Annotated in this window: 19 protein-coding genes; 6 read left to right on the top strand and 13 right to left on the bottom strand. The window is 59.9% G+C overall.

Annotated elements, in window-relative coordinates; translation table 11 throughout:
* The 3 genes from H043_RS0108275 to H043_RS0108265 all read right to left on the bottom strand — a co-directional run bounded on the left by H043_RS0108275 (position 1) and on the right by H043_RS0108265 (position 2,626).
* Positions 1 to 738, bottom strand: a complete 738-nt coding sequence (locus H043_RS0108275; RefSeq protein WP_027611451.1) for an S-methyl-5'-thioinosine phosphorylase — start codon at positions 736 to 738, stop codon at positions 1 to 3.
* Between the two features lie 11 nt (positions 739 to 749).
* On the bottom strand, positions 750 to 1,760 hold the full coding sequence (nagZ, locus tag H043_RS0108270; protein WP_027611450.1) for a beta-N-acetylhexosaminidase: 1,011 nt from the start codon (positions 1,758 to 1,760) through the stop codon (positions 750 to 752).
* Positions 1,761 to 1,918: 158 nt separating this feature from the next.
* Positions 1,919 to 2,626, bottom strand: a complete 708-nt coding sequence (locus tag H043_RS0108265) for a TetR/AcrR family transcriptional regulator (RefSeq protein ID WP_007961819.1) — start codon at positions 2,624 to 2,626, stop codon at positions 1,919 to 1,921.
* Positions 2,627 to 2,855: 229 nt separating this feature from the next.
* Between H043_RS0108265 and lexA the strand changes: the two genes are divergently transcribed.
* Positions 2,856 to 3,464 (top strand): transcriptional repressor LexA, encoded by a 609-nt coding sequence (gene lexA, locus H043_RS0108260; RefSeq protein WP_003226590.1) that lies wholly within the window; start codon positions 2,856 to 2,858, stop codon positions 3,462 to 3,464.
* Positions 3,465 to 3,474: 10 nt separating this feature from the next.
* On the top strand, positions 3,475 to 3,948 hold the full coding sequence (gene sulA / locus H043_RS0108255) for an SOS-induced cell division inhibitor SulA (RefSeq protein ID WP_027611449.1): 474 nt from the start codon (positions 3,475 to 3,477) through the stop codon (positions 3,946 to 3,948).
* Between the two features lie 94 nt (positions 3,949 to 4,042).
* On the opposite strand, the gene H043_RS0108250 is transcribed toward sulA, so the two are convergent.
* The 7 genes from H043_RS0108250 to H043_RS0108220 form a co-directional block, all read right to left on the bottom strand.
* Positions 4,043 to 4,276 (bottom strand): hypothetical protein, encoded by a 234-nt coding sequence (locus H043_RS0108250; protein WP_003226592.1) that lies wholly within the window; start codon positions 4,274 to 4,276, stop codon positions 4,043 to 4,045.
* Between the two features lie 106 nt (positions 4,277 to 4,382).
* Positions 4,383 to 4,907 (bottom strand): DUF6586 family protein, encoded by a 525-nt coding sequence (locus H043_RS0108245; RefSeq protein ID WP_027611448.1) that lies wholly within the window; start codon positions 4,905 to 4,907, stop codon positions 4,383 to 4,385.
* Between the two features lie 144 nt (positions 4,908 to 5,051).
* The gene (gene topA, locus H043_RS0108240; RefSeq protein ID WP_027611447.1) at positions 5,052 to 7,682 is read right to left on the bottom strand and encodes a type I DNA topoisomerase; all 2,631 of its coding nucleotides are present in this window, start codon (positions 7,680 to 7,682) and stop codon (positions 5,052 to 5,054) included.
* Between the two features lie 114 nt (positions 7,683 to 7,796).
* Entirely contained in the window at positions 7,797 to 8,033 is a 237-nt protein-coding gene (locus H043_RS0108235) for a DUF1653 domain-containing protein (RefSeq protein ID WP_027611446.1), read from the bottom strand.
* Between the two features lie 100 nt (positions 8,034 to 8,133).
* Positions 8,134 to 9,309 (bottom strand): acetyl-CoA C-acyltransferase FadA, encoded by a 1,176-nt coding sequence (fadA, locus tag H043_RS0108230; protein WP_003226599.1) that lies wholly within the window; start codon positions 9,307 to 9,309, stop codon positions 8,134 to 8,136.
* A 29-nt stretch (positions 9,310 to 9,338) separates the two neighbouring features.
* A complete protein-coding gene (fadB, locus tag H043_RS0108225) occupies positions 9,339 to 11,486 on the bottom strand; it encodes a fatty acid oxidation complex subunit alpha FadB (protein ID WP_027611445.1) in 2,148 nt (715 codons plus the stop codon).
* Between the two features lie 527 nt (positions 11,487 to 12,013).
* Positions 12,014 to 12,451 (bottom strand): hypothetical protein, encoded by a 438-nt coding sequence (locus H043_RS0108220; RefSeq protein WP_027611444.1) that lies wholly within the window; start codon positions 12,449 to 12,451, stop codon positions 12,014 to 12,016.
* 103 nt (positions 12,452 to 12,554) lie between these two features.
* Between H043_RS0108220 and H043_RS0108215 the strand changes: the two genes are divergently transcribed.
* Entirely contained in the window at positions 12,555 to 12,992 is a 438-nt protein-coding gene (locus H043_RS0108215; RefSeq protein WP_027611443.1) for a universal stress protein, read from the top strand.
* 173 nt (positions 12,993 to 13,165) lie between these two features.
* Here H043_RS0108215 and H043_RS0108210 read toward each other — a convergent pair whose 3' ends face one another.
* Positions 13,166 to 15,088, bottom strand: a complete 1,923-nt coding sequence (locus H043_RS0108210) for an ATP-binding cassette domain-containing protein (protein WP_027611442.1) — start codon at positions 15,086 to 15,088, stop codon at positions 13,166 to 13,168.
* Positions 15,089 to 15,302: 214 nt separating this feature from the next.
* On the opposite strand from H043_RS0108210, the gene H043_RS0108205 reads away from it, so the two are divergent.
* Positions 15,303 to 17,231, top strand: a complete 1,929-nt coding sequence (locus H043_RS0108205) for a transglycosylase SLT domain-containing protein (RefSeq protein ID WP_027611441.1) — start codon at positions 15,303 to 15,305, stop codon at positions 17,229 to 17,231.
* Positions 17,232 to 17,316: 85 nt separating this feature from the next.
* Here the strand turns inward: H043_RS0108205 and H043_RS0108200 are convergent, their stop codons facing one another.
* On the bottom strand, positions 17,317 to 19,095 hold the full coding sequence (locus H043_RS0108200) for an ABC transporter transmembrane domain-containing protein (RefSeq protein ID WP_027611440.1): 1,779 nt from the start codon (positions 19,093 to 19,095) through the stop codon (positions 17,317 to 17,319).
* A gap of 256 nt (positions 19,096 to 19,351) precedes the next feature.
* Here H043_RS0108200 and H043_RS0108195 point away from each other — a divergent pair, with 256 nt between their 5' ends.
* Complete coding sequence (locus H043_RS0108195) at positions 19,352 to 19,531, top strand: PA1571 family protein (protein ID WP_027611439.1); 180 nt, start codon at positions 19,352 to 19,354, stop codon at positions 19,529 to 19,531.
* A 183-nt stretch (positions 19,532 to 19,714) separates the two neighbouring features.
* On the opposite strand, the gene pdxB is transcribed toward H043_RS0108195, so the two are convergent.
* A complete protein-coding gene (pdxB, locus tag H043_RS0108190; protein ID WP_027611438.1) occupies positions 19,715 to 20,857 on the bottom strand; it encodes a 4-phosphoerythronate dehydrogenase PdxB in 1,143 nt (380 codons plus the stop codon).
* A 171-nt stretch (positions 20,858 to 21,028) separates the two neighbouring features.
* Here pdxB and H043_RS0108185 point away from each other — a divergent pair, with 171 nt between their 5' ends.
* Positions 21,029 to 22,438: an MATE family efflux transporter gene (locus H043_RS0108185; RefSeq protein WP_027611437.1), complete on the top strand. Its 1,410-nt coding sequence runs from the start codon at positions 21,029 to 21,031 to the stop codon at positions 22,436 to 22,438.
* Positions 22,439 to 22,567: the final 129 nt, after the last annotated feature.

Raw genomic sequence — 22,567 nt, 5'->3', positions numbered from 1 at the left:
TTAGCTGGCCAACACCCGCGCCAACGTCGATTTCACCTTGCCCATCCCGTCATGCAGCGCCTGCTCGATCTCGGCCATGGTGATCACCGCCGTGGTCTTGCCCGCCGCCGGATTCACCACCAGCGACAGGCAGGCGTAATCCAGATCCAGCTCACGGGCCAGTGCCGCTTCCGGCATGCCGGTCATGCCGACGATGTCGCAGCCATCGCGCTCCAGACGCACGATCTCGGCCACGGTTTCCAGACGCGGGCCCTGGGTGCAGGCGTATACACCCTGATCGCTGTATTCGCAGCCTTCGGCAGCCAGCGCGACGATCAATTGCTGACGCAGCGGCTCACTGTAAGGGAAGCTGAAATCGATATGGGTGACGTGCTCCAGATCATCGGCGAAAAACGTGTGTTCGCGACCGCTGGTGTAATCGACGATCTGGTGTGGCACACAGAAATGCCCGGTGCCCATGGCCGGATGGATCCCGCCCACCGCGTTGACCGCGATGATCGCCTCGGCGCCGGCCTGCTTCAGCGCCCACAGGTTGGCGCGGTAGTTGACCTTGTGCGGCGGGAAACGATGGGGATGGCCGTGGCGGGCGAGGAACAGAACTTCCTTGCCGGCATATTCCCCGATCTGCACTTCAGCCGACGGCGAACCGTAAGGCGTATCCACCGCCAACGACTGACGAATGCTCAGGCCTTCGAGCTGGGTCAGGCCGGTGCCACCGATGATTGCGTAAACCGTCATAGCAAAAATCCTTAATCGATCAGTTGAGCGTCTTTGAGCGCGCCGATGGCGGTTAGCCAGCGCGGATCCTGACGGTAGTCGGTGCTGGCGAACGCCTGACCGCGCATCCGCGCAATGCGTGCGGACGGCTTGACCTTCATCCGTTGCGCAGCACTCAGGGCCAGTTCGGCCGCAGCGCGGTCATTGCACACCAGGCCCATGTCGCAACCGGCAGTCAACGCGGCTTCGATCCGGCTGGCAGCGTCGCCGACCACGTGGGCGCCGGCCATCGAAAGGTCGTCGCTGAAGATCACGCCGTCAAACTGCAACTCGCCGCGCAGGATGTCCTGCAACCAGCGACGGGAGAACCCGGCCGGCTGCGAATCGACTTGCGGATAGATGACGTGCGCCGGCATGACCGCAGCGAGTTGCTTGCTGAGTCTGGCGAACGGTACGAGGTCGTTGGCGCGGATCTCGTCGAGACTGCGCTCGTCATTCGGGATCGCGACGTGGGAGTCGGCTTCGGCCCAACCGTGACCGGGGAAATGCTTGCCGGTAGCGGCCATGCCCGCGCTGTTCATGCCGCGGATGAAGGCGCCGGCGAGCAACGCTGCGCGCTCGGGATCCCCTTCGAACGAACGAGTGCCGACCACGGCGCTGCGCTGGTAATCCAGATCCAGCACCGGGGCGAAACTCAGGTCGAGGCCGACCGCCAACACTTCGGTGGCCATGACCCAGCCGCATTGTTCGGCGAGGTATTCGGCGTTCGGGTTGTCGGCGATGGCACGCATCGCGGGCAGGCGCACGAAGCCCTGACGCAGACGCTGCACCCGGCCGCCCTCCTGGTCGACCGCCAGCAGCATATCCGGGCGAATGGCGCGGATCGCAGCACTCAGCTCGCGCACTTGGCGCGGGTGCTCGATGTTGCGCGCGAAAATGATCAGGCCGCCCACTTCGGGCTGGCGCAACAATTGGCGATCTTCGGCCGTCAGCCAGGTACCGGCGACGTCCACCATCAACGAGCCTTGCAGGCCAGCAGTCATAGAGATTCCTTGAAAACGAAAAACCCGATCCGCCAGAAATCGCTACCGTGAGCAGGGCTCGGCAGGTCAGTAATTTCTATGGAGATCGGGTTCAGAACGAAAGTCGGCATGGGCGGCTAGCTTAGCGGATACAAGCAGCCGCGCCCACCCGTGTGCGGTTAAACCTTGGCGGCCACCGGAGTCGATTTGCTGCGCGGGCGAAGCTGCGCAGTCGCCATCGCCGGGTCGGTGACACCGGTTTCGGCACGCATGCCGGCGGCAAGGAACGGCACCATCAGACGCATCACCTGTTCGATCGAGGTGTTGACGCCGAAATCGGTCTCGGCAATCGCGCGCAAGGCCTTGATCCCGGACATGCTGAACGCCGCAGCGCCGAGCATGAAGTGCACGCGCCAGAACAGCTCGATTGGCGGGATGCGCGGAGCCGCTTCGTTGACCAACAGCATGTAGCGGCGGAACACCTTACCGTACATGTCTTCCAGATAACGACGCAGGTGACCCTGGCTCTGGCTGAACGCCAAACCGAGCAAACGCATGAAGATCGACAGGTCGTTACCGCTGCGTGGCTGCACCACGAGCGCTTGCTCGACGAGGATTTCCAGCAACTCTTCAAGGGTCGGCTTGTTTTCAGGCTTGGCCTGGCGACGCTCCAGCTCTTTATCGAGGCTGATGCAGAACGGCCCGAGGAAGCGCGAGAAAACCGCCTGGATCAGCGCTTTCTTGGAGCCGAAATGATAGTTCACCGCCGCCAGGTTTACCCCGGCCTTGCTGGTGATCAAACGCAATGAGGTTTCAGCGAAACCTTTCTCCGCGAACAACTGCTCGGCAGCATCAAGAATGCGTTCAACGGTTTCCGACTGGGCCATGGCTACTCCGCCTGACAAACACTTGTTTGAAACATACGTTTCAGCCCAAGCCTTGTCAAGCCTGCCAGTTCGTTTTGGGAATGGTCGGTCAGCTATTTAACCACACTCGACCGGCGCATTAATAAGCACGGCAACCGACCGTCCGGCGGGCTGCAAAAAAACGGGCATTGCCAAGACCGCTTCACTGTATATAATCCCAGTCACTGTATAAAAAGACAGAGCGATCAATATGCTAAAGCTGACGCCACGCCAAGCCGAGATTCTGGCCTTTATCAAACGCTGCCTCGAAGACAACGGCTACCCGCCAACCCGCGCGGAAATCGCTCAGGAACTGGGTTTCAAGTCGCCCAACGCGGCGGAAGAACACCTCAAGGCCCTCGCCCGCAAAGGTGCAATCGAAATGACCCCGGGCGCCTCCCGCGGCATTCGCATCCCCGGTTTCGAAGCCAAGGCTGACGACTCTACCCTGCCGATCATTGGCCGGGTCGCTGCCGGCGCACCGATCCTCGCCCAGCAGCACATCGAAGAGTCCTGCAACATCAATCCTGCGTTCTTTCACCCACGGGCCGATTACCTGTTGCGCGTACACGGCATGAGCATGAAGGACATCGGCATTTTCGACGGTGACCTGCTGGCGGTTCACACTACCCGCGAAGCACGCAATGGCCAGGTGGTGGTTGCACGGATCGGCGATGAAGTGACGGTCAAGCGCTTCAAGCGCGAAGGCAGCAAAGTCTGGCTGATTGCCGAAAACCCTGAGTTCGCCCCTATCGAAGTCGACCTGAAAGATCAGGAACTGGTGATCGAGGGCTTGAGTGTCGGCGTAATCCGCCGCTAAAGGAGGCTTTATGCAGTTCCCACACACACCCCAGCAAACACAACTGCCTCTATTCGAAGCGTTTCTGGCACAACCGATGGCACCGATCCTGAAAGATGTGGTCGAGCGCCCATGGATTGCCGAACCGGAAGTATTCAGTGAGCTGTCACTGCGCGGTGCGGCCGGGAACTGCCTGAACCTGCTGGCCCCGATCCTTCGCGAACTGAGCGAGGATCAGGATGCTCGCTGGCTGACGCTGATCACCCCTCCAGCCAGCCTGACCCAGATCTGGCTGCGAGAGGCCGGCCTGAACCGTGAACGCATTCTGCTGTTGCAACCTCGTGGTGCGCAAAGCGCTCAGCAACTGGCCTGCGAAGCACTGCGCCTGGGTCGTAGCCATACGGTGGTAACCTGGCTCAATCCGCTGAACACAAGTTCACGGCAACAACTGATCAGCGCAGCCCGCACGGGCGACGCTCAGAGCCTGAACATTCGATTGGGTTGATTCACTTGTAACGCGCGCTGTGTGAAGCGCAGGGCTTCTCCAGGGACAGAGAAGCCGATCTGATGTTGCAGCGGCAAGCGCCGACAGGCGGATCTCAGTGAAGAACCCGCGGCCCTTCTTCCTTATCAAATTCGCCTTCGACCATACGGCCGGCCATCTGTACGCCGACGCTCAACATCGCTTTCGCGATTTCCACATGCTGGCCTTGCAGGAATGCTTTGGCATCCTCGGAGAAATCCAGCGTCACCAGAGAACCCTCGTCCTCAGCCCTGCGCAGTTCGATTCGGCCGTCTGGTAACTCGACAATTTCTAGAAAGGACGTTGGCATATAGGTCTGTTCTCCACGAAAGGCAGGGATTATATAGACATCATTCGGGCTTCGCTCGGGATCTTGACCAGCAGCATGTTTCAGATTGCCACCGTGTCAATTGTCCTCAGCATTCGTTCAAGCCTTCGCGAAAACGGATTGCCAGGCCCTTGAGATTCTGCCGCCAGCTCTCCAGCTCTTCCCGACTCAACTCCTGCGGCGCCTCTTCTTCATCGAGATTAATGGCCTGAATCAATGGCTGTGTCACATCACCCTTGGGCTTGTGGGGCACCCGTGGCGGCTGAAACAACGCCGAGTGCGCCGCCAGCAATTTCGCCAGCCAGGTTTCAGGGTTACCAGCCAGCTCAACCATCTCGGCCAGTTCCGGGATCGCAATCGATTCCAGGACTTCGCGAGTCAGCAACGCTTCGGCTCGCGATGCATTGGCCTGAGGCAGACGATAGAAACCGGCGATCTCGTGACACAGTCCCAGAAGCGCGCCATAGAGGTGAAACAATGCTGATTCACGGCCAGCCTGAATCAGCGCCAACGCATTCATCGCCCGCCCCTCTTCGGCGCGAGCCAGAGCCTCCAGCGACAGGCCGGCGAAATAGATCTTCTGATTGGTGCGGGTATAGAGTTCGTGCGCCATGCCGGCAGTCTCCACAGCGAAATAATTGCGTCACACAGACCCGACAGTGTCGTGGATCAGCGGATCCGACCGCAAGCACAAAACAAAAAGGCCGCATGAAAACCCGAGAGTCATCATGCGGCCTTTTGTGGATCAGGCTAACGCTTACTCAGCCTTGGCTTTCGTACGCTTGTCTTCAACAGTCCACTTGCCACCGTCGTAGAACGCTTTCCAGCCGGTAGGCTTGCCGTCGACCTCGGTCTGCACGTATTGCTCCTTGGTCTTGCGGCTGTAGCGGATGACCGCTGGCAGACCATCAGGATCCTTCTGCGGTGCTTCGCAGAGGAAGTGGTACTTCGGATCGATCTCATCCTTGTGCGGCAGAATCTCGATCACCAGCGGAGCACGGGTCTCGCGGTTTTTCGGGAACTGGCTGGCCGCCAGGAACAGACCGGAAGCACCGTCGCGCAGAATGTAGGTGTCGTTGACCTTTTCACATTTCAGCTCAGGCATCTTCACCGGGTCCATCTTCGGCGGCGCCGCGTCACCACTCTTCAGCAGTTTGCGAGTGTTCTTGCAGGTCGGGTTGGTGCAACCGAAGAACTTGCCGAAACGGCCGGTCTTGAGCTGCATCTCGCTGCCGCACTTGTCGCATTCCAGGCTCGGACCTTCGTAGCCCTTGATGCGGTAGTTGCCCTCTTCGATTTCATAGCCGGCACAATCCGGGTTGTTACCGCAGATGTGCAGTTTGCGCTTCTCGTCGAGCAGGTAGGCGTCCATCGCGGTGCTGCAGATCGGGCAGCGATGCTTGCCGCGCAGCACCAGCGACTCCGACTCGCCCTCGTCGTCCGCAGCGATCTCGTCGCCCGGCACCAGGTTGACGGTGGCCTTGCAGCGCTCTTTTGGCGGCAGGCTGTAGCCCGAGCAACCGAGGAACACGCCGGTCGATGCCGTACGGATCTGCATCGGACGACCGCACGTGGTGCACGGAATATCAGTCATGACCGGCTGGTTGGCACGCATGCCGCTTTCCGGGTTCTCGGCCACTTCGAGCTTCTTCTTGAAGTCGCCGTAGAACTCGTCCAGCACGTTTTTCCAGTCGCGCTCGCCCTGAGCCACATCATCGAGGTTCTCTTCCATGCCGGCGGTGAAGCCGTAGTCCATGAGGTTCGAGAAGCTCTCCGACAGACGCTCGGTGACGATATCGCCCATCTTTTCCGAGTAGAAACGACGGTTGTGCAGGGTCACGTAGCCGCGATCCTGAATGGTCGAAATGATCGCTGCGTAAGTCGAAGGACGACCGATGCCGCGTTTTTCCATTTCCTTGACCAGGCTGGCTTCCGAGTAACGGGCCGGCGGCTTGGTGAAATGCTGCGACGGATCGAGCTTGATCAGCTTCATCGCATCGCCCTGCGCCATGTCCGGCAGAACATCGTCATCGCCAGGCTTGGTGATTTGCGGCAGAACGCGGGTGTAACCGTCGAACTTGAGGATGCGGCCTTTGGCACGCAGCTCGAAGTCGCCAGCGGCAACGCTGACGGTGGTCGACAGATATTGCGCCGGCAGCATCTGGCAAGCGAGGAACTGGCGCCAGATCAACTCGTAGAGGCGCTCAGCATCACGCTCCATGCCTGCAAGCTTGCTTGGCGTGGTGTTGGCATCGGAAGGACGAATCGCTTCGTGAGCCTCTTGTGCGCCTTCCTTGCTGCTGTAGACGTTCGGCGTTTCCGGCAGGTACTTCTTGCCGAACTCGTCCTCGATATAGGTACGCGCCATCGCCACGGCATCGGCCGAGAGGTTGGTCGAGTCGGTACGCATATAAGTGATGTAGCCGGCTTCGTACAGACGCTGGGCCATCATCATGGTTTTCTTCACGCCGAAGCCCAGGCGGTTGCTCGCGGCCTGCTGCAGGGTGGACGTGATGAACGGCGCCGACGGCTTGCTGCTGGTCGGCTTGTCTTCGCGCTTGACGATGCTGTAGCTGGAGGACTTGAGCTTCTCCAGCGCGGCTGTGGCCTGAGCTTCGTTCAGCGGTTTGAAGGCTTCACCCTTCTCGCGCGCCACTTCGAAACGTACGGTCGAACCCTTGGCGGTGCCAAGATCAGCGTGCACTTCCCAGTACTCTTCCGGGTTGAATGCACGAATCTCGCGCTCACGCTCCACCACCAGTTTCACGGCAACCGATTGCACGCGACCGGCCGACAGGCCACGGGCGATTTTGGCCCACAGCAGCGGCGAGACCATGTAACCCACAACGCGGTCGAGGAAACGACGCGCCTGTTGGGCATTTACACGATCGATGTCCAGCTCGCCCGGCTCGGAGAAGGCTTCCTGAATCGCCTTCTTGGTGATTTCGTTGAACACCACGCGCTTGTAGCGGCTGTCGTCACCACCAATGGCTTCGCGCAGGTGCCAGGCAATGGCTTCCCCCTCGCGATCCAAGTCGGTTGCGAGATAGATGGTGTCAGCATCCTTGGCGAGCCGGCGCAGCTCTTCGATGACCTTCTCTTTACCCGGGAGGATCTCGTACTGGGCTTTCCAGCCATGATCGGGATCGACACCCATGCGCGAGACCAGTTGCTTGCGCGCTTTCTCTTTCGGCGTGAGCACCGGCCCTTCGCCCGCGGCAGCCTTGCCGCGCTTGGCGGCTGGCTCTTTGCTGGCGCTAGCCGAACCGCTGGTGGGCAGGTCTCGGATATGGCCGATACTCGACTTCACCACGTATTGGTTGCCCAGATACTTGTTGATGGTCTTGGCCTTAGCCGGGGATTCCACAATGACCAGCGATTTGCCCATGGATCAGAAAATTCCTGAATTCTAGAAGTGAAAGGCGGTTGGCGCCTGACGCGGCACCGCTATATATAGTGGCTACAAGGTGAGGTCAAGCACAGGGTTCTGTGCGCACTCGCCTTATGCCTTGGAAAAAAGGCTCGGTTCGGCGTGCACCAAAGCAAAGCGTGGCACCTGCTCGCCGTCAACCTCGACCGACTCGACGAACATGCTCAAAGGGCGCACCCAAAAGCCGTAATCGCCATACAGGGCTTGGTAAAACACCACTTCCTCTTCGGTCTCGGAATGCCGCGCCACACTGAATACGCGGTACTGCGGACCTTTGTAATGTTGGTAGAGCCCAGGTTGTATCGGCATGTTTTGGCCCTCACTCAAATTTTTTCAAAATAAATACAAAAATAAATCCGCAAAAAACAAAAACCGGGGCACTTGGCCCCGGCTTCCATCGACGAGACGCTTAAACGCGTTCGAAGACGGTGGAGATGCCTTGGCCGAGACCAATGCACATGGTGGCCACCCCGAAGGTGCCGCCATTCTGCTTCATCACGTTCAGCAAGGTGCCGGAAATACGCGCACCGGAGCAACCGAACGGGTGACCCAGGGCGATCGCGCCGCCGTGCAGGTTAACCTTCTCGTTCATCTTGTCGAGCACTTTCAGATCTTTCAGCACTGGCAGGGCCTGTGCAGCGAAAGCTTCGTTGAGCTCGAAGAAGTCGATATCGTTGATGCCAAGGCCCGCACGCTTCAGGGCTTTTTGTGTCGCCGGCACTGGACCATAGCCCATGATCGCCGGATCCACACCCGCCACTGCCATCGAACGGATCACGGCCATCGGCTGGATCCCCAGATCCTGTGCACGCTGCGCCGACATCACGATCATGCACGAAGCACCATCGGTGATCTGCGACGAAGTACCGGCTGTCACGGTGCCGCCTTTTGGATTGAAGGCAGGCTTGAGGGCCGCCAGACTTTCCAGGGTGGTTTCCGGACGAATGGTTTCGTCGTAGTCGTACAGCTTCAGGAAGCCGTTTTCGTCGTAGCCCTGCATCGGGATGATTTCGTCTTTGAACTTGCCTTCCACTGTCGCTTTATGGGCGAGCTGGTGGGAGCGCACGCCAAAGGCATCCTGCTGCTCACGAGTGATGCCGTGCATCTTGCCGAGCATTTCTGCGGTCAGACCCATCATGCCCGAGGCTTTCGCCGCGTACAGCGACATGTGCGGGTTCGGATCGACACCGTGCATCATGCTCACGTGGCCCATATGCTCGACGCCGCCAACCACGAATACGTCACCGTTGCCGGTCATGATCGCTTGCGCTGCAGTATGCAGGGCGCTCATCGACGAGCCGCACAGACGGCTGACAGTCTGGCCGGCCGAGGTGTGCGGAATCTGGGTCATCAGCGACGCCATGCGCGCGATGTTCCAGCCCTGCTCCAGGGTCTGGTTCACACAGCCCCAAATCACGTCCTCGACTTCAGCAGGATCGACCTTGGCGTTGCGTTCCAGCAGTTTGCTGATCAGGTGCGCCGACATGTCTTCGGCGCGGGTGTTGCGGTGCATGCCGCCCTTGGAGCGGCCCATCGGAGTACGACCGAAGTCGACAATCACGACGTCTCTAGGATTCAAGCTCATAAGTTCACTCTCACTCTAGTTGGGGGCGCTTAACCGAAGAAGCTCTGGCCGTTTTTGGCCATTTCGCGCAGCTTCGCGGTCGGGTGGTACAGCGCGCCCAAATCAGCGTACTGGTCAGCCAGGGCAACGAACTCGGCCACACCGATCGAATCGATGTAGCGCAGCGCACCGCCACGGAATGGAGGGAAACCGATACCGTAGACCAGACCCATGTCGGCTTCGGCGGCGGTTTCAACGATGCCGTCTTCCAGGCAGCGCACGGTTTCCAGGCACAGCGGGATCATCATCCAGTTGATGATGTCTTCGTCAGTGACTTCGCGCTGCTCGTAAACGATCGGCTTGAGCACTTCCAGCACCGACGGATCGGCAACCTTCTTCTGCTTGCCTTTCTTGTCGGCTTCGTAGGCGTAGAAGCCCTTGCCGTTCTTCTGGCCCAGACGCTTGGCTTCGTAAAGCACGTCGATGGCCGAACGACGGTCATCCTTCATGCGATCCGGGAAACCTTCAGCCATCACGTCACGACCGTGGTGACCGGTGTCGATGCCGACCACGTCCATCAGGTACGCCGGGCCCATCGGCCAGCCGAATTTTTCCATGACTTTATCGATGCGGACGAAATCCACACCAGCGCTGACCAGCTTGGCGAAACCGCCGAAGTACGGGAACAGAACGCGGTTGACCAGGAAGCCCGGGCAGTCGTTGACGACGATCGGGTTCTTGCCCATTTTCTTGGCGTAGGCAACGGTTGTGGCAATCGCCAGCTCGCTGGACTTCTCGCCACGGATCACTTCCACCAGCGGCATCATGTGCACCGGGTTGAAGAAGTGCATGCCGACGAAGTTTTCCGGGCGCTTGAGGGCCTTGGCCAGCAGGCTGATGGAAATCGTCGAGGTGTTGGACGCGAGGATGGTGTCCTCTTTGACCTTGTCTTCGACTTCAGCCAGCACCGCTTGCTTGACCTTCGGGTTCTCGACCACGGCTTCAACAACCAGATCGACGTGACCGAAGTCACCGTAGGACAGGGTTGGACGAATACCGTTGAGCACTTCTGCCATTTTCGCGGCGGTCATGCGACCTTTGTCAACGCGACCAACCAGCAGTTTGGCGGCTTCGGCCAGCCCCTGCTCGATACCGTTCTCGTTGATGTCCTTCATCAGGATCGGCGTACCTTTGGAGGCCGACTGATAAGCGATGCCGCCACCCATGATGCCGGCGCCCAGTACGGCAGCCTGCTTCACGTCCTTGGCGATTTCGTCGTAGGCCTTGGCCTTTTTCTTCAGCTCCTGATCGTTCAGGAACAGACCGATCAGGCTCTGCGCGGCAGAGGTCTTGGCCAGTTTGACGAAACCGGCGGCTTCGACTTCCAGCGCCTTGTCACGACCGAAGTTCGCGGCTTTCTGGATGGTCTTGATCGCTTCGACCGGCGCCGGGTAATTCGGACCAGCCTGCCCTGCCACGAAACCTTTGGCGGTTTCGAAAGCCATCATCTGTTCAATGGCGTTCAACTTGAGTTTTTCAAGTTTTGGCTGACGCTTGGCCTTGTAATCGAACTCGCCGGAGATGGCGCGCTTGATCAGTTCAAGGGCAGCTTCCTGCAACTTCTCTGGAGCAACCACGGCGTCGACGGCGCTGACTTTCAGCGCATCTTCAGGACGGTTTTCCTTGCCGGCGGCAATCCATTCGATGGCGTTATCGACGCCAATCAGGCGCGGCAGACGCACGGTGCCGCCGAAGCCTGGGTAGATGCCCAGTTTGACTTCCGGCAGACCGATCTTGGCCTTGGTCGACATGACGCGGTAGTCCGCCGCCAGGCACATTTCCAGACCGCCACCCAGGGCGATGCCGTTGATCGCGGCCACGGTCGGAACGTTGAGGTCTTCGAAATCGCTGAAGATCTTGTTGGCTTCGAGATTGCCAGCAACCAGCTCGGCATCCGGCAGCTTGAAGTTGTCGACAAATTCGGTGATGTCGGCGCCGACGATGAACACGTCCTTGCCACTGCTGACGATCACGCCCTTGATCGAAGCATCTGCCTTGATGGTGTCCACGGCCTGACGCAGTTCGTTCAGGGTAAGACGGTTGAACTTGTTGACGGACTCACCCTTGAGGTCGAATTTCAATTCGACGATGCCACTTTCAAGAGCTTTAACCGTGATGGCTTTACCTTCGTAAATCATCAACTGATCTCCACGATATGGAAGCTGAACAGTACACGTCGGACGCAGGTAAATGGCTCGGCAGGACGCTTTTTCGTCGATGCTGACGCCAATCCACCCGGCACACCCGCCAACGCGATAGTCGGGATTCTGTAGGAGCAGTCTGTAAGACAAACGCTCAATTCATACGCCCGTTTGATTTGGGTACGTCACCTTCACGGAATTTCCAACAATTGTCAATCGCCCAAAATACGGGTTGAAATGCGACTTTGTGGTCATTTCCGTTGCACACAGATCCGCAACACGCAGCTGCATGCAAAGCCATTCATAGAATCAATAGTTAGAAAAGTCGCCCTAATTCCCGGCGAGCCTTGTTTAACAGGCTACGCTGGCTGGACTACAGGGAGAATCGCTGACCGCGAAAAGCCAAGGCAGCGATAAAAACAGTTACCGGCCTGCCTGGCCACCCCGCCCGATGAATCATGTCGGGCTTTTTATTGCTCGTCTGCCGGACGCTCCCCACCCTTGCAGTGGGAAAAGTCCGCGAGTCAGGCCAGCGCTTTCAGAGTCGCGTCGATATCCTGCAAAACCGTGGCTTCGCCCTTCTCGCCCCAGTACAGCGCGATCATCTGCTTGTCGGCCTCGACCTTGAACACGTTGCCCGGCAACTTTTCGAAATGATCGAGCAGCAACCGGTCCTCGCAGACTTCCTGCCACTGATTGACCCATACCCCCGGCGATTTCTGCCAGTAGGTCCAGCACGCCGGCTGAGTGCCACGCCGTGGCCGATGATATTGCGCGCACGGGCTGGGCGGCTCCTGAGACAGCCAGTGCGGCCACTCCTGAGGCGCCAGCTGCATGGCCAGCCCGATGCGTCGCGCCTCCATGCGCAGGGCCATCCGGCCGCTCTGCACGCGCGACGGGCGCAACCACGCCAGTGGACTCAAAACCACCAGCAGGATTGACACCACCAACCAGACCGTCATATCTCTACTCCCGACTTAAGGTGAGCGCATTGTGTCACTTTGGAACCAATGCGCTTGAAACCAGCCATACTTAACAATATTGAACCGTCACGAGGAGCACCTCATGCCCTACAACCATATCCTGGTCGCCGTAGACCTGACCGAAGAGTGCGACCCTGTGATTCACCGCGCCCGAGAGCTGTCGGCGAGCAATGGCGCCAAGCTGTCGCTGGTGCATATCGTCGAACCGATGGCCATGGCGTTCGGCGGCGATGTGCCGATGGATCTGTCACAACTGCAACAGCAGCAGTTCGATCAGGCCAAGGAGCGTCTTGAGCGCCTGAAAGCCAAATATGCCGAGCTCGAAGGCGCCAATTGCCACCTGACCTATGGCCAGCCACGTCAGGAGATCCATCATTTCGCCAAGGAAAACTCGTGCGATCTTATCGTGGTCGGCAGCCATGGCCGTCACGGTCTGGCACTGTTGCTGGGCTCCACGGCCAATGACGTGCTGCATGGCGCGCCTTGCGATGTTTTGGCGGTACACCTGGTCAAACGTTGAAACACTGATCATTGTGGGAGCGAGCCTGCTCGCGAAGGCGTCGGCACATCAGCATTAATGCCGCATGACATACCGCATTCGCGAGCAGGCTCGCTCCCACATTAGGTCTCCACCCGGATATGAAAAGCCCGGCGCTCATCACTGAACGCCGGGCTTTTTCATGGCCGGATCAATCAGGCATCCAGCTCGGCCCAACGCTCCACCAGTGCATCCAGCTCAGCCTGCAACTGCTCCAGCGAAGCAATCACCTTGGCCGTTTCTGCTGGCGGACGCTGATAGAAGCCGGCTTCAGCCATTTCGGCTTCGACGGCCGCGATCTGCTGCTCCTTGGCATCGATGTCGCCCGGCAATGCTTCCAGCTCGCGCTGCAGCTTGTAGCTCAGCTTCTTCTTGGCTGCCGGTGCGGCAGCGGCAGGTGCGGCAACCACGGCTGGTTCAGCAGTGACCACCGCCGAATTCAGGTCAGCCTTGCCCGACTTGCTCTCGGTCACGCCCAGCAGGCGCGGCGAGCCGCCCTGACGAATCCAGTCCTGATAGCCGCCGACGTATTCCCGCACCTTGCCTTCACCTTCGAAGACCAGGGTGCTGGTGACCACGTTGTCGAGGAATGCCCGGTCGTGGCTGACCATCAGCACAGTGCCGTTGAAGGTCAGCAGTACTTCTTCGAGCAGCTCGAGGGTTTCCACGTCGAGGTCGTTGGTCGGTTCGTCGAGTACCAGCAGGTTCGCCGGTTTGCTGAACAGTTTGGCCAGCAGCAAGCGCGCACGCTCACCACCGGACAGCGCCTTGACCGGCGTGCGCGCACGCTGCGGGCTGAACAGGAAGTCACCGAGGTAGCTCAGGACGTGGCGGCTCTGGCCGTCGATATCGATGAAGTCGCGACCTTCGGCGACGTTGTCGATCACGGTCTTTTCCAGATCCAGCTGATGGCGCAACTGGTCGAAGTAGGCCACGTCAATCCGGGTGCCCTCTTCCACTTTGCCGCTGGTCGGTTGCAGACCATTGAGCATCAGCTTCAGCAGGGTGGTCTTGCCGGTACCGTTGGCGCCGAGCAGGCCGATACGGTCGCCGCGCTGCAGGACCATCGAGAAGTCCTTGATCAGGTACGGACCGTCCGGGTGATGGAAGCTGACATTTTCCAACACCATCACTTGCTTGCCGGACTTGTCGGCAGTTTCCAGCTGGATATTCGCCTTGCCGGTCCGCTCGCGACGCTCGCTGCGCTCAACACGCAGGGCTTTCAAAGCGCGCACACGGCCTTCGTTACGGGTCCGACGAGCTTTGATGCCCTGACGGATCCACACTTCTTCCTGAGCCAGACGCTTGTCGAACAGCGCGTTGGCGGTTTCTTCAGCGGCCAGTGCGGCTTCTTTGTGCACGAGGAAGCTGGCGTAATCGCCGTTCCAGTCGATCAGGCCACCGCGATCCAGTTCGAGGATGCGCGTGGCGAGGTTCTGCAGGAAGGAACGGTCGTGCGTGATGAACAGCACGGCGCCCTGGAAATCCTTCAGGGCTTCTTCGAGCCAGGCAATCGCACCGATGTCCAGGTGGTTGGTCGGCTCGTCGAGCAGCAACAGATCCGGTTCGGACACCAATGCCTGCGCCAGCAGCACGCGACGACGCCAGCCGCCGGACAACTCGGCGAGGGTTTTGTCGGCCGGCAGTTGCAGGCGGCTCAGAGTGCTGTCGACCAGGGTCTGCAAGCGCCAGCCGTCACGGGCTTCGAGGTCGTGCTGAACATGCATCAGCTTGTCCAGATCGGCGTCGGTGACGATGTTCTGGCTCAGGTGATGGTATTCGGCGAGCAAGGCGCCAACGCCGTCGAGGCCTTCGGCAACCACGTCGAATACGGTCCGCCCGTCGGCCACCGGCAATTCTTGCGGCAATTCACCGATTTTCAGACCGGGGGCACGCCACACCGAGCCGTCATCGGGCTTCTGGTCGCCCTTGACCAGTTTCATCATGCTGGATTTGCCAGTGCCGTTGCGGCCGATGATGCACACCCGCTCACCACGGGCGATCTGCCAGGACACCTTGTCCAACAACGGCATCGCGCCGAATGCAAGGGACACATCGCTGAATTTGAGCAGGGTCATGAGCTTCTCCAAAAACCGGGCGCGCATTCTACCTGATTCAGGCTCTCAGCAGGCCGGCAATTTGTCTGCCGAAGCACTCTGCACAACATTTGTTGCGAACTTGTGCTGCAAGACCGGCAAAGCTTTCGCCCGTTGCTGGCAAAAGGCTAAGCTACAGACAATTCAGTGCTGGCCGCGGCCGGTGCTTGTCATGATTTCTCTGCCCGGATGTCTCATGCGCAGTCGCCTTTTCAGTGTCTTGTCCTGTTTGCTACTTACCGCCGCTGCCGCTCAATCCGCCCAGGCGGTGGATCTGTCCACCCAACGCCAGTATTACGATGAAGCCAAGCGTGCCTTGGCCAAGGGCGATACCGGCCCGTACTTCCGTTATAGCCAGGCCCTCGCCGATTACCCGCTGGAACCGTATCTGGCCTACGACGAACTGACCGCGCGTCTGAAAACCGCGAGCAACGCCGAAATCGAGAAGTTCCTCGCCGAGCACGGCGACCTGCCCCAGGCCAACTGGATGAAGCTGCGCTGGTTGCGCTGGCTCGCCGACCGTGGCGATTGGGCGACCTTCACCAAATATTACGACCCTAAACTCAACTTCACCGAACTGGACTGCCTCAATGCGCAGTTCCAGATCAGCAGCGGCCACAAGGCCGAGGGCTATGCCAACGCCGACAAACTGTGGCTGACCGGTAAATCGCAACCGGCTGCCTGTGACGGGCTGTTCGGGATCTGGGCCGCCGACGGCCAGTTGACCGAACAGAAACGCTGGGAACGCACCAAACTCGCCGCTCAGGCGCGCAACTATCCACTGGCCAACAGTCTGGTCAACGGCCTGACCACCCTCGCCCCGCGCGGTCGGCTGCTGGTAGATGTGGCGCAGAAACCCGAGCTGCTCAATCAGCCGTCGCGCTTCACCCCGGCCGACGAGCCGATGTCCGACGTGGTCAGCCTCGGCCTGCGCCGCCTCGCCCGTCAGGATCCGGACAAGGCCATGGCCCTGCTCGACGGATACGCCAGCAGCATGCATTTCTCCCGTGACGAGAAAGTCGCGATTGCCCGGGAAATCGGCCTGACCCTGGCCCGGCGTTTCGACAGCCGCGCGCTGGACGTGATGACCAAATACGATCCTGAACTGCGTGACAACACCGTGTCCGAATGGCGCCTGCGTTTGCTGCTGCGCCTGGCACGCTGGGACGATGCGTATCAGTTGACTCGTCGTCTGCCACAGGATCTGGCGACCACCAACCGCTGGCGTTACTGGCAGGCCCGCAGCCTGGAACTGGCGCAACCGCAGAACCCGGAAGCGCAGACCCTGTACAAAAATCTGGCGAAGGAACGCGACTTCTACGGTTTCCTCGCTGCCGACCGCTCGCAACTGCCTTACTCGCTGATGAACAAGCCGCTGGTACTCAGTCAGGCCACCATCAACAAGGTGCGCAACACTCCCGGCGTGCGGCGCGCGCTGGAATTCCATGCGCGTGGGCAGATCGTTGACGGTCGCCGCGAGTGGTATCACGTCAGCCGTCATTTCAATCGTGACGAAATGGTCGCTCAGGCCAAACTGGCCTACGACCTGAAATGGTACTTCCCGGCCATCCGCACCATCAGTCAGGCGCAATACTGGGACGACCTGGATATCCGCTTCCCGATGGCCCACCGCGACACCCTAGTGCGTGAAGCCAAGACGCGCGGCCTGCACTCAAGCTGGGTGTTCGCCATCACCCGCCAGGAAAGTGCCTTCATGGACGACGCCCGCTCCGGCGTTGGTGCCAGCGGTCTGATGCAGTTGATGCCCGGCACTGCCAAGGAAACCGCACGCAAGTTCAGCATCCCGCTGGCCTCGCCGCAGCAAGTGCTCGATCCGGACAAGAACATTCAGCTCGGCGCCGCTTACCTGAGCCAGGTGCACAGCCAGTTCAACGGCAACCGCGTCCTGGCCTCCGCCGCCTACAACGCCGGCCCCGGCCGCGTGCGCCAGTGGCTGCGCGGTGCCGATCACCTGAGCTTCGACGTGTGGGTGGAAAGCATCCCGTTCGACGAAACCCGCCAGTACGTGCAAAACGTGCTGTCATACTCGGTGATCTACGGGCAGAAGCTCAATTCGCCGCAGCCGCTGGTGGACTGGCATGAGCGGTATTTCGACGATCAATGACAGGTGCTGAATACCTGAAATGAAAAATGCCCGCATCAATCGATGCGGGCATTTTTTTGCCGTCAGCAAAGATCTGCGGCAGTTCCTACACCGCCACCGCATGCCCGTCGTTGAACTGCAGCGCTGCCAACCGGGCATACAGCGGATTGCTTACGATCAGTTCCTGATGGGTACCGATGGCCACCAGGCTACCCTGATCCATCACCGCGATCCGGTCGGCGTTTTTCACTGTGGCCAGGCGATGCGCGATTACCAATGTGGTGCGATTTTGCATCAGGCTTGGCAACGCTTCCTGAATCAAGTGTTCGCTCTGCGCATCGAGGGCGCTGGTGGCTTCGTCCAGCAGCAGAATCGGCGCATCCACCAGCAACGCGCGGGCAATCGCCAGGCGTTGACGCTGGCCGCCGGAAAGTCCGAGGCCGGCGTCCCCCAAGTGGGTCTGATAGCCATTGGGCATCTTCTCGATGAAGTCATGGGCGTGGGCAATTCTTGCCGCTTCCTTGACCTGTTCCAGCGTCGCATCTGCATTGCCGTAACGAATATTCTCTTCGACGCTGCCGAAAAACAGCGCAGGCGATTGCGAGACCAGGGCGAAATTGCGCCGCAGATCCAGCGGGTCGAGGCTGGTCAGCGGCACACCATCTATCAGGATCCGGCCTTCAAGCGGGTCGTAGAAGCGCAACAGCAAGTCATACACCGTGGACTTGCCGGCCCCGGATGGCCCGACAAGGGCCAGGGTCTCGCCGGCCCTGATGGTCAGGCTCAAGCCGTTGACGGCGTAGCTGTCCGGACGTGACGGGTAGGAGAAACGCACATTCTGCAATTGCAGCTCGCCCTTGATCCGTTCTGGCAATGTCACCAGTCCGATGCTCGGTGGCTGGATGATGTTCTGCGAACTGAGCAGTTCCGCAATGCGCTCAGCGGCACCCGCCGCACGCTGCAACTCGCCGATGACTTCACTCAACGTGCCGATTGCACTGCCGACGATCAGGCTGTAGAAAACGAACGCTGCCAGCTCACCACCGGTAATGCGCCCGGCAATCACGTCCATGCCGCCGACCCACAACATCACCGCCACCGCGCCGAGCACCAGCACGATCACCACAGTGATCATCCAGGAGCGCTGAAAGATGCGCTTGCGCGCGGTATCGAACGCGTCCTCGACGGTCGTGGCAAAACGCCGCTCGTCCTGCACCTGATGGTTGTAGGCTTGCACGGTCTTGATCTGGCCCAGGGTTTCGGAGACATAGCTGCCAATGTCGGCGACCCGGTCCTGACTCAGCCGCGACAGATTACGCACGCGCCGACCGAAAATGAGAATCGGCGCGACCACGAACGGCAAGGCAATCACCACGATGCTGGTGAGTTTCGGGTTGGTGATAAACAGCAGGACCACCCCGCCGATCACCATCAACAGGTTGCGCAAAAACATCGACAGTGACGAGCCGATCACCGATTGCAGCAACGTGGTGTCGGCAGTCAGCCGGGACTGAATCTCCGAACTGCGGTTGTTTTCGTAAAATCCAGGGTGCAGATACACCAGATGGTTGAACACCTCGCGCCGGATATCCGCCACACAGCGCTCACCGATCCACGACACCCAGTAAAAACGCGCGAACGTGCCGACTGCCAGGCCCAGCACCATCAGCATGAAGATACCGATGCTCTGGTTCAGTTGGTGCGGCGACTGCGTCATGAAGCCCCGATCGACCAGCAATTTGATCCCCTGCCCCATCGACAAAGTGACGGCCGCGGTGACGATCAACGCCAGCAGCGCAGCGCCGACTTGCCAACGATAAGGCGCCAGAAACCGGCTGGTCAGGCTCAGCGCTCGACGGTGCCGGGAAGAAAGCTTCGAGATCATTCAGGTACACATCCGTGTTGGTGAAAGGGCTAGCCTAAACCTTCTATGGGGCGGAACTCTGTAAATCACAATGAGTCAGGTTAAATATGCCCCCAAAGACTAGGCCATAGTTGCTATTGGTCTAATGTCCCGGTTGAGACGAGCGGTCATTTCTGTTGGACTGGAGGTGCCGCTTTTGACAGACCCAAGGGTGTTGTCACAGCCTGGTCACGTGGCGGTTTTAATCTACGTGCACAACCTGATGAGGAGACAGGCCATGTCCTTGCAACACAGCAGCGATGACAAGATTCAAGTGATCCGCACCAAGCCCGGCCAACCTCTGGGTTGCTCGATTATCGACAAGGATGGGCGTGAAGTACCGATCACTGAAGACATGATCCAGGACGCGTGCCGCGAACTGGAGAAGCGATTGGTCAAGCCTGCCGAACAAAAGTGATATAGCCACCGTCTTCCTGACCCGGCCCCTGTTTGGCCGGGTTTTTTCTGCCCACAAATTGACGATTGTGGTGCAACCATCGCGGGCAAGCCCGCTCTCACAGGTCCAGTGGTCAGTTCAGATCTTGCGTAACACAGAGAACTTGTGGGAGCTGGCTTGCCAGCGATAAAGCCAATTTTATTTCTAGACCGCCACCGCCCCCAGCGCCGCCACAATCTGTTGCAACTGCGGCGAATCACCGTCGATCCGCACCTTCAGCCCCTCGATCTCGCGCCGCACCGGATACTGCTTGCGCAACACATCGAAGGCCGCACGCTGTTCAGTGACATTGCCTACAAGACTGCGGCGAAAATCCGCATCATCGCGGCGCGGGTCGTACACCCCGCGGCACAACATCGCCAGCGCCCAGGCCGGATCGCTGTCGGCGTGCAGGGTCACTTCTGACAGCCACGGTGCCGGCAACAGGTCACTGAGCTGGATGCTCGGCAGTTGACCGATAAATGCGCAATAGGCCTGATAGATCTGCGCCGTCCCGCGCTGTTTGCCATCGAGGCTGTAACCGGCAATGTGCGGCGTGGCGAGCACGCAGAGTTCGGCGAGGGCGACATCGACTTCAGGCTCGGCTTCCCAGACGTCGAGCACCGCTTGCAGGTCTTCACGCGCAAGCAGCACTTTGCGCAACGCAGCGTTATCCACCACCGGCCCACGCGCGGCATTGATCAGCCAGGTGCCGGGTTGGAGCTGTTGCAAACGCTGTTCGTCAAACAGATGCCAGGTCGCGCCCTCGCCGGTGCGCGTCAGCGGCGTGTGCAGGCTGATCACGTCGCACTGCTCGATGATCTGCTCGAGACTGACGTAATCGCCGCCCTCGGCTGCCTGACGCGGCGGATCGCAAACTTTGACATTCCAGCCTAGGCCCTTGAGGACCTTGATCAACCGGCCGCCGACTTCACCGGCACCGATGACGCCGTAAGTACGTTGTGGCAGATCTACGCCTTCAATTTCCGCCAAAGTCATCAGGCTGCCCAGCACGTAATCGACCACGCCCCGCGCATTGCAACCAGGCGCGCTGGACCAGCTGATGCCGGCCTCGTTGAAATAATCGAGATCGAGGTGATCGGTACCAATGGTGCAGGTGCCGACGAAACGCACTTTGCTGCCTTCGAGCAACGCGCGGTTGACGTTGGTCACCGAGCGCACCAGCAACACATCGGCCTGCTCGACCGTTGCACGATCGATGGAACGGCCCGGCACCCGGCGGATCTCGCCGAAACCGGCAAAAAAGGCATCGAGCAGCGGAATATTTTCGTCGGCAACAATCAGCATGGCGGGCTCCTTGAGGGGATCGGCAGTTTAGGTGCAGATCCACCGTTGGGCCAGCGCCACAGTGGATGGCATCGATGATTACAAATCCGCAACAGAGGATTTTTCCTGACTGTCACGTCAGCGGCGTAGAATGCGGCGCCTTGCGCATCAACACCTGTGGACGCTTTGCCTGTGAATTCTGTTACTGATCAACCTCTCGCTGCCTCACTCACCCGCCCCGCGCGAATTCGCCTGGAGTTCAGGAACCTGCTCGCCCTGGCCTTGCCGATCATCATCGCGCAACTGGCGACTACCGCGATGGGCTTCGTCGATGCGGTGATGGCCGGCCGCGTCGGGCCGAAAGATCTGGCGGCGGTAGCGCTGGGCAACTCGATCTGGGTCCCGGTGTTTCTGCTGATGACCGGCACCCTGCTGGCCACCACGCCGAAAGTCGCCCAGCGTTTTGGCGCTGGCACCCACAGTGAAATCGGCCCGATCGTGCGTCAGGCGCTGTGGCTGGCGCTGGTGGTGGGCCTGATCGCGACAGCGATGCTGGTCGCCGCCGAACCGGTGCTGCATCTGATGAAGGTCGATCCCGAGCTGATCGGCCCGTGCATGCAATACCTGCACGGCATTGCCAGCGGTCTGCCGGCGGTGGCGTTCTATCATGTGCTGCGCTGCACCAGTGACGGCATCGGCCGTACCCGCCCGGCGATGGTGCTGGGGCTGTGCGGTCTGGCGCTGAACATTCCGCTGAACTACATCTTCATCTATGGTCACTTCGGCGTGCCGGCCATGGGCGGCGTGGGTTGCGGCTGGGCCACGGCCATCGTGATGTGGGTCATGGCGCTGGGGCTGGCCGGTTACGAGCGCTGGGCGCCGGCCTATCGTTCGAGCGAGATCTTCAGCCGTTTCGACTGGCCACAATGGGCGGTGATCAAGCGTCTGCTGGCGATCGGTCTGCCGATTGGCATCGCGGTGTTTGCCGAGTCGAGCATCTTCGCGGTGATCGCCCTGCTGATCGGCAGCCTCGGCGCCACCGTGGTGGCCGGGCATCAGATCGCGCTGAACGTCAGCTCGCTGGTGTTCATGATTCCGTATTCGCTGGGCATGGCGGTGACCGTACGCGTCGGCCAGGCCTTGGGCCGTGAAGAGCCGCGTGAAGCACGCTTTGCCGCCGGTGTCGGCATGGGCACTGCACTGGCTTACGCCTGTATTTCGGCGAGCATGATGCTGTTGCTGCGCGAGCCGATTGCGTCGATCTATACGGCTGATCCGACGGTGATCCACATCGCGGCGATGCTGATTGTGTACTCGGCGCTGTTTCAGTTTTCCGATGCGATCCAAGTGACGGCTGCCGGCGCTCTGCGCGGTTATCAGGACACCCGGGTGACGATGATCCTGACCCTGTTCGCCTACTGGGGCATCGGCCTGCCGGTGGGTTACGCCCTCGGCCTGACCGACTGGCTCGGCGAACCGCGTGGCCCGAGCGGCTTGTGGCAGGGTTTGATCGTCGGTTTGAGCTGCGCGGCACTCATGCTGTCGATCCGCCTGACCCGCAGCGCGCGCAAACGTATTCGGATCAGTCGCAGCGCCGGCTAAAACCCTTACGCAGGATAAAAAAAATGTGGGAGCGGGCTTGCTCGCGAAAGTGGTGTTTCAGTCGACATTTACAGTGACTGACACACCGCTTTCGCGAGCAAGCCCGCTCCCACATTGGATTTTGCGTTT

It is taken from the genome of Pseudomonas sp. URIL14HWK12:I6, from assembly GCF_000514195.1.
GTDB classification, from domain to species: domain Bacteria; phylum Pseudomonadota; class Gammaproteobacteria; order Pseudomonadales; family Pseudomonadaceae; genus Aquipseudomonas; species Aquipseudomonas putida_A.
Note: the sequence above shows the minus strand (reverse complement) of the source record. Positions and strands in the feature narration are given on the sequence as shown.

What these genes read in the sequence shown, in the direction of transcription:
- H043_RS0108275 (WP_027611451.1), bottom strand. Translation starts at nt 738, where the DNA reads ATGACGGTTTACGCAATCATCGGTGGCACCGGCCTGACCCAGCTCGAA.
- nagZ (WP_027611450.1), bottom strand. Translation starts at nt 1,760, where the DNA reads ATGACTGCTGGCCTGCAAGGCTCGTTGATGGTGGACGTCGCCGGTACC.
- H043_RS0108265 (WP_007961819.1), bottom strand. Translation starts at nt 2,626, where the DNA reads ATGGCCCAGTCGGAAACCGTTGAACGCATTCTTGATGCTGCCGAGCAG.
- lexA (WP_003226590.1), top strand. Translation starts at nt 2,856, where the DNA reads ATGCTAAAGCTGACGCCACGCCAAGCCGAGATTCTGGCCTTTATCAAA.
- sulA (WP_027611449.1), top strand. Translation starts at nt 3,475, where the DNA reads ATGCAGTTCCCACACACACCCCAGCAAACACAACTGCCTCTATTCGAA.
- H043_RS0108250 (WP_003226592.1), bottom strand. Translation starts at nt 4,276, where the DNA reads ATGCCAACGTCCTTTCTAGAAATTGTCGAGTTACCAGACGGCCGAATC.
- H043_RS0108245 (WP_027611448.1), bottom strand. Translation starts at nt 4,907, where the DNA reads ATGGCGCACGAACTCTATACCCGCACCAATCAGAAGATCTATTTCGCC.
- topA (WP_027611447.1), bottom strand. Translation starts at nt 7,682, where the DNA reads ATGGGCAAATCGCTGGTCATTGTGGAATCCCCGGCTAAGGCCAAGACC.
- H043_RS0108235 (WP_027611446.1), bottom strand. Translation starts at nt 8,033, where the DNA reads ATGCCGATACAACCTGGGCTCTACCAACATTACAAAGGTCCGCAGTAC.
- fadA (WP_003226599.1), bottom strand. Translation starts at nt 9,309, where the DNA reads ATGAGCTTGAATCCTAGAGACGTCGTGATTGTCGACTTCGGTCGTACT.
- fadB (WP_027611445.1), bottom strand. Translation starts at nt 11,486, where the DNA reads ATGATTTACGAAGGTAAAGCCATCACGGTTAAAGCTCTTGAAAGTGGC.
- H043_RS0108220 (WP_027611444.1), bottom strand. Translation starts at nt 12,451, where the DNA reads ATGACGGTCTGGTTGGTGGTGTCAATCCTGCTGGTGGTTTTGAGTCCA.
- H043_RS0108215 (WP_027611443.1), top strand. Translation starts at nt 12,555, where the DNA reads ATGCCCTACAACCATATCCTGGTCGCCGTAGACCTGACCGAAGAGTGC.
- H043_RS0108210 (WP_027611442.1), bottom strand. Translation starts at nt 15,088, where the DNA reads ATGACCCTGCTCAAATTCAGCGATGTGTCCCTTGCATTCGGCGCGATG.
- H043_RS0108205 (WP_027611441.1), top strand. Translation starts at nt 15,303, where the DNA reads ATGCGCAGTCGCCTTTTCAGTGTCTTGTCCTGTTTGCTACTTACCGCC.
- H043_RS0108200 (WP_027611440.1), bottom strand. Translation starts at nt 19,095, where the DNA reads ATGATCTCGAAGCTTTCTTCCCGGCACCGTCGAGCGCTGAGCCTGACC.
- H043_RS0108195 (WP_027611439.1), top strand. Translation starts at nt 19,352, where the DNA reads ATGTCCTTGCAACACAGCAGCGATGACAAGATTCAAGTGATCCGCACC.
- pdxB (WP_027611438.1), bottom strand. Translation starts at nt 20,857, where the DNA reads ATGCTGATTGTTGCCGACGAAAATATTCCGCTGCTCGATGCCTTTTTT.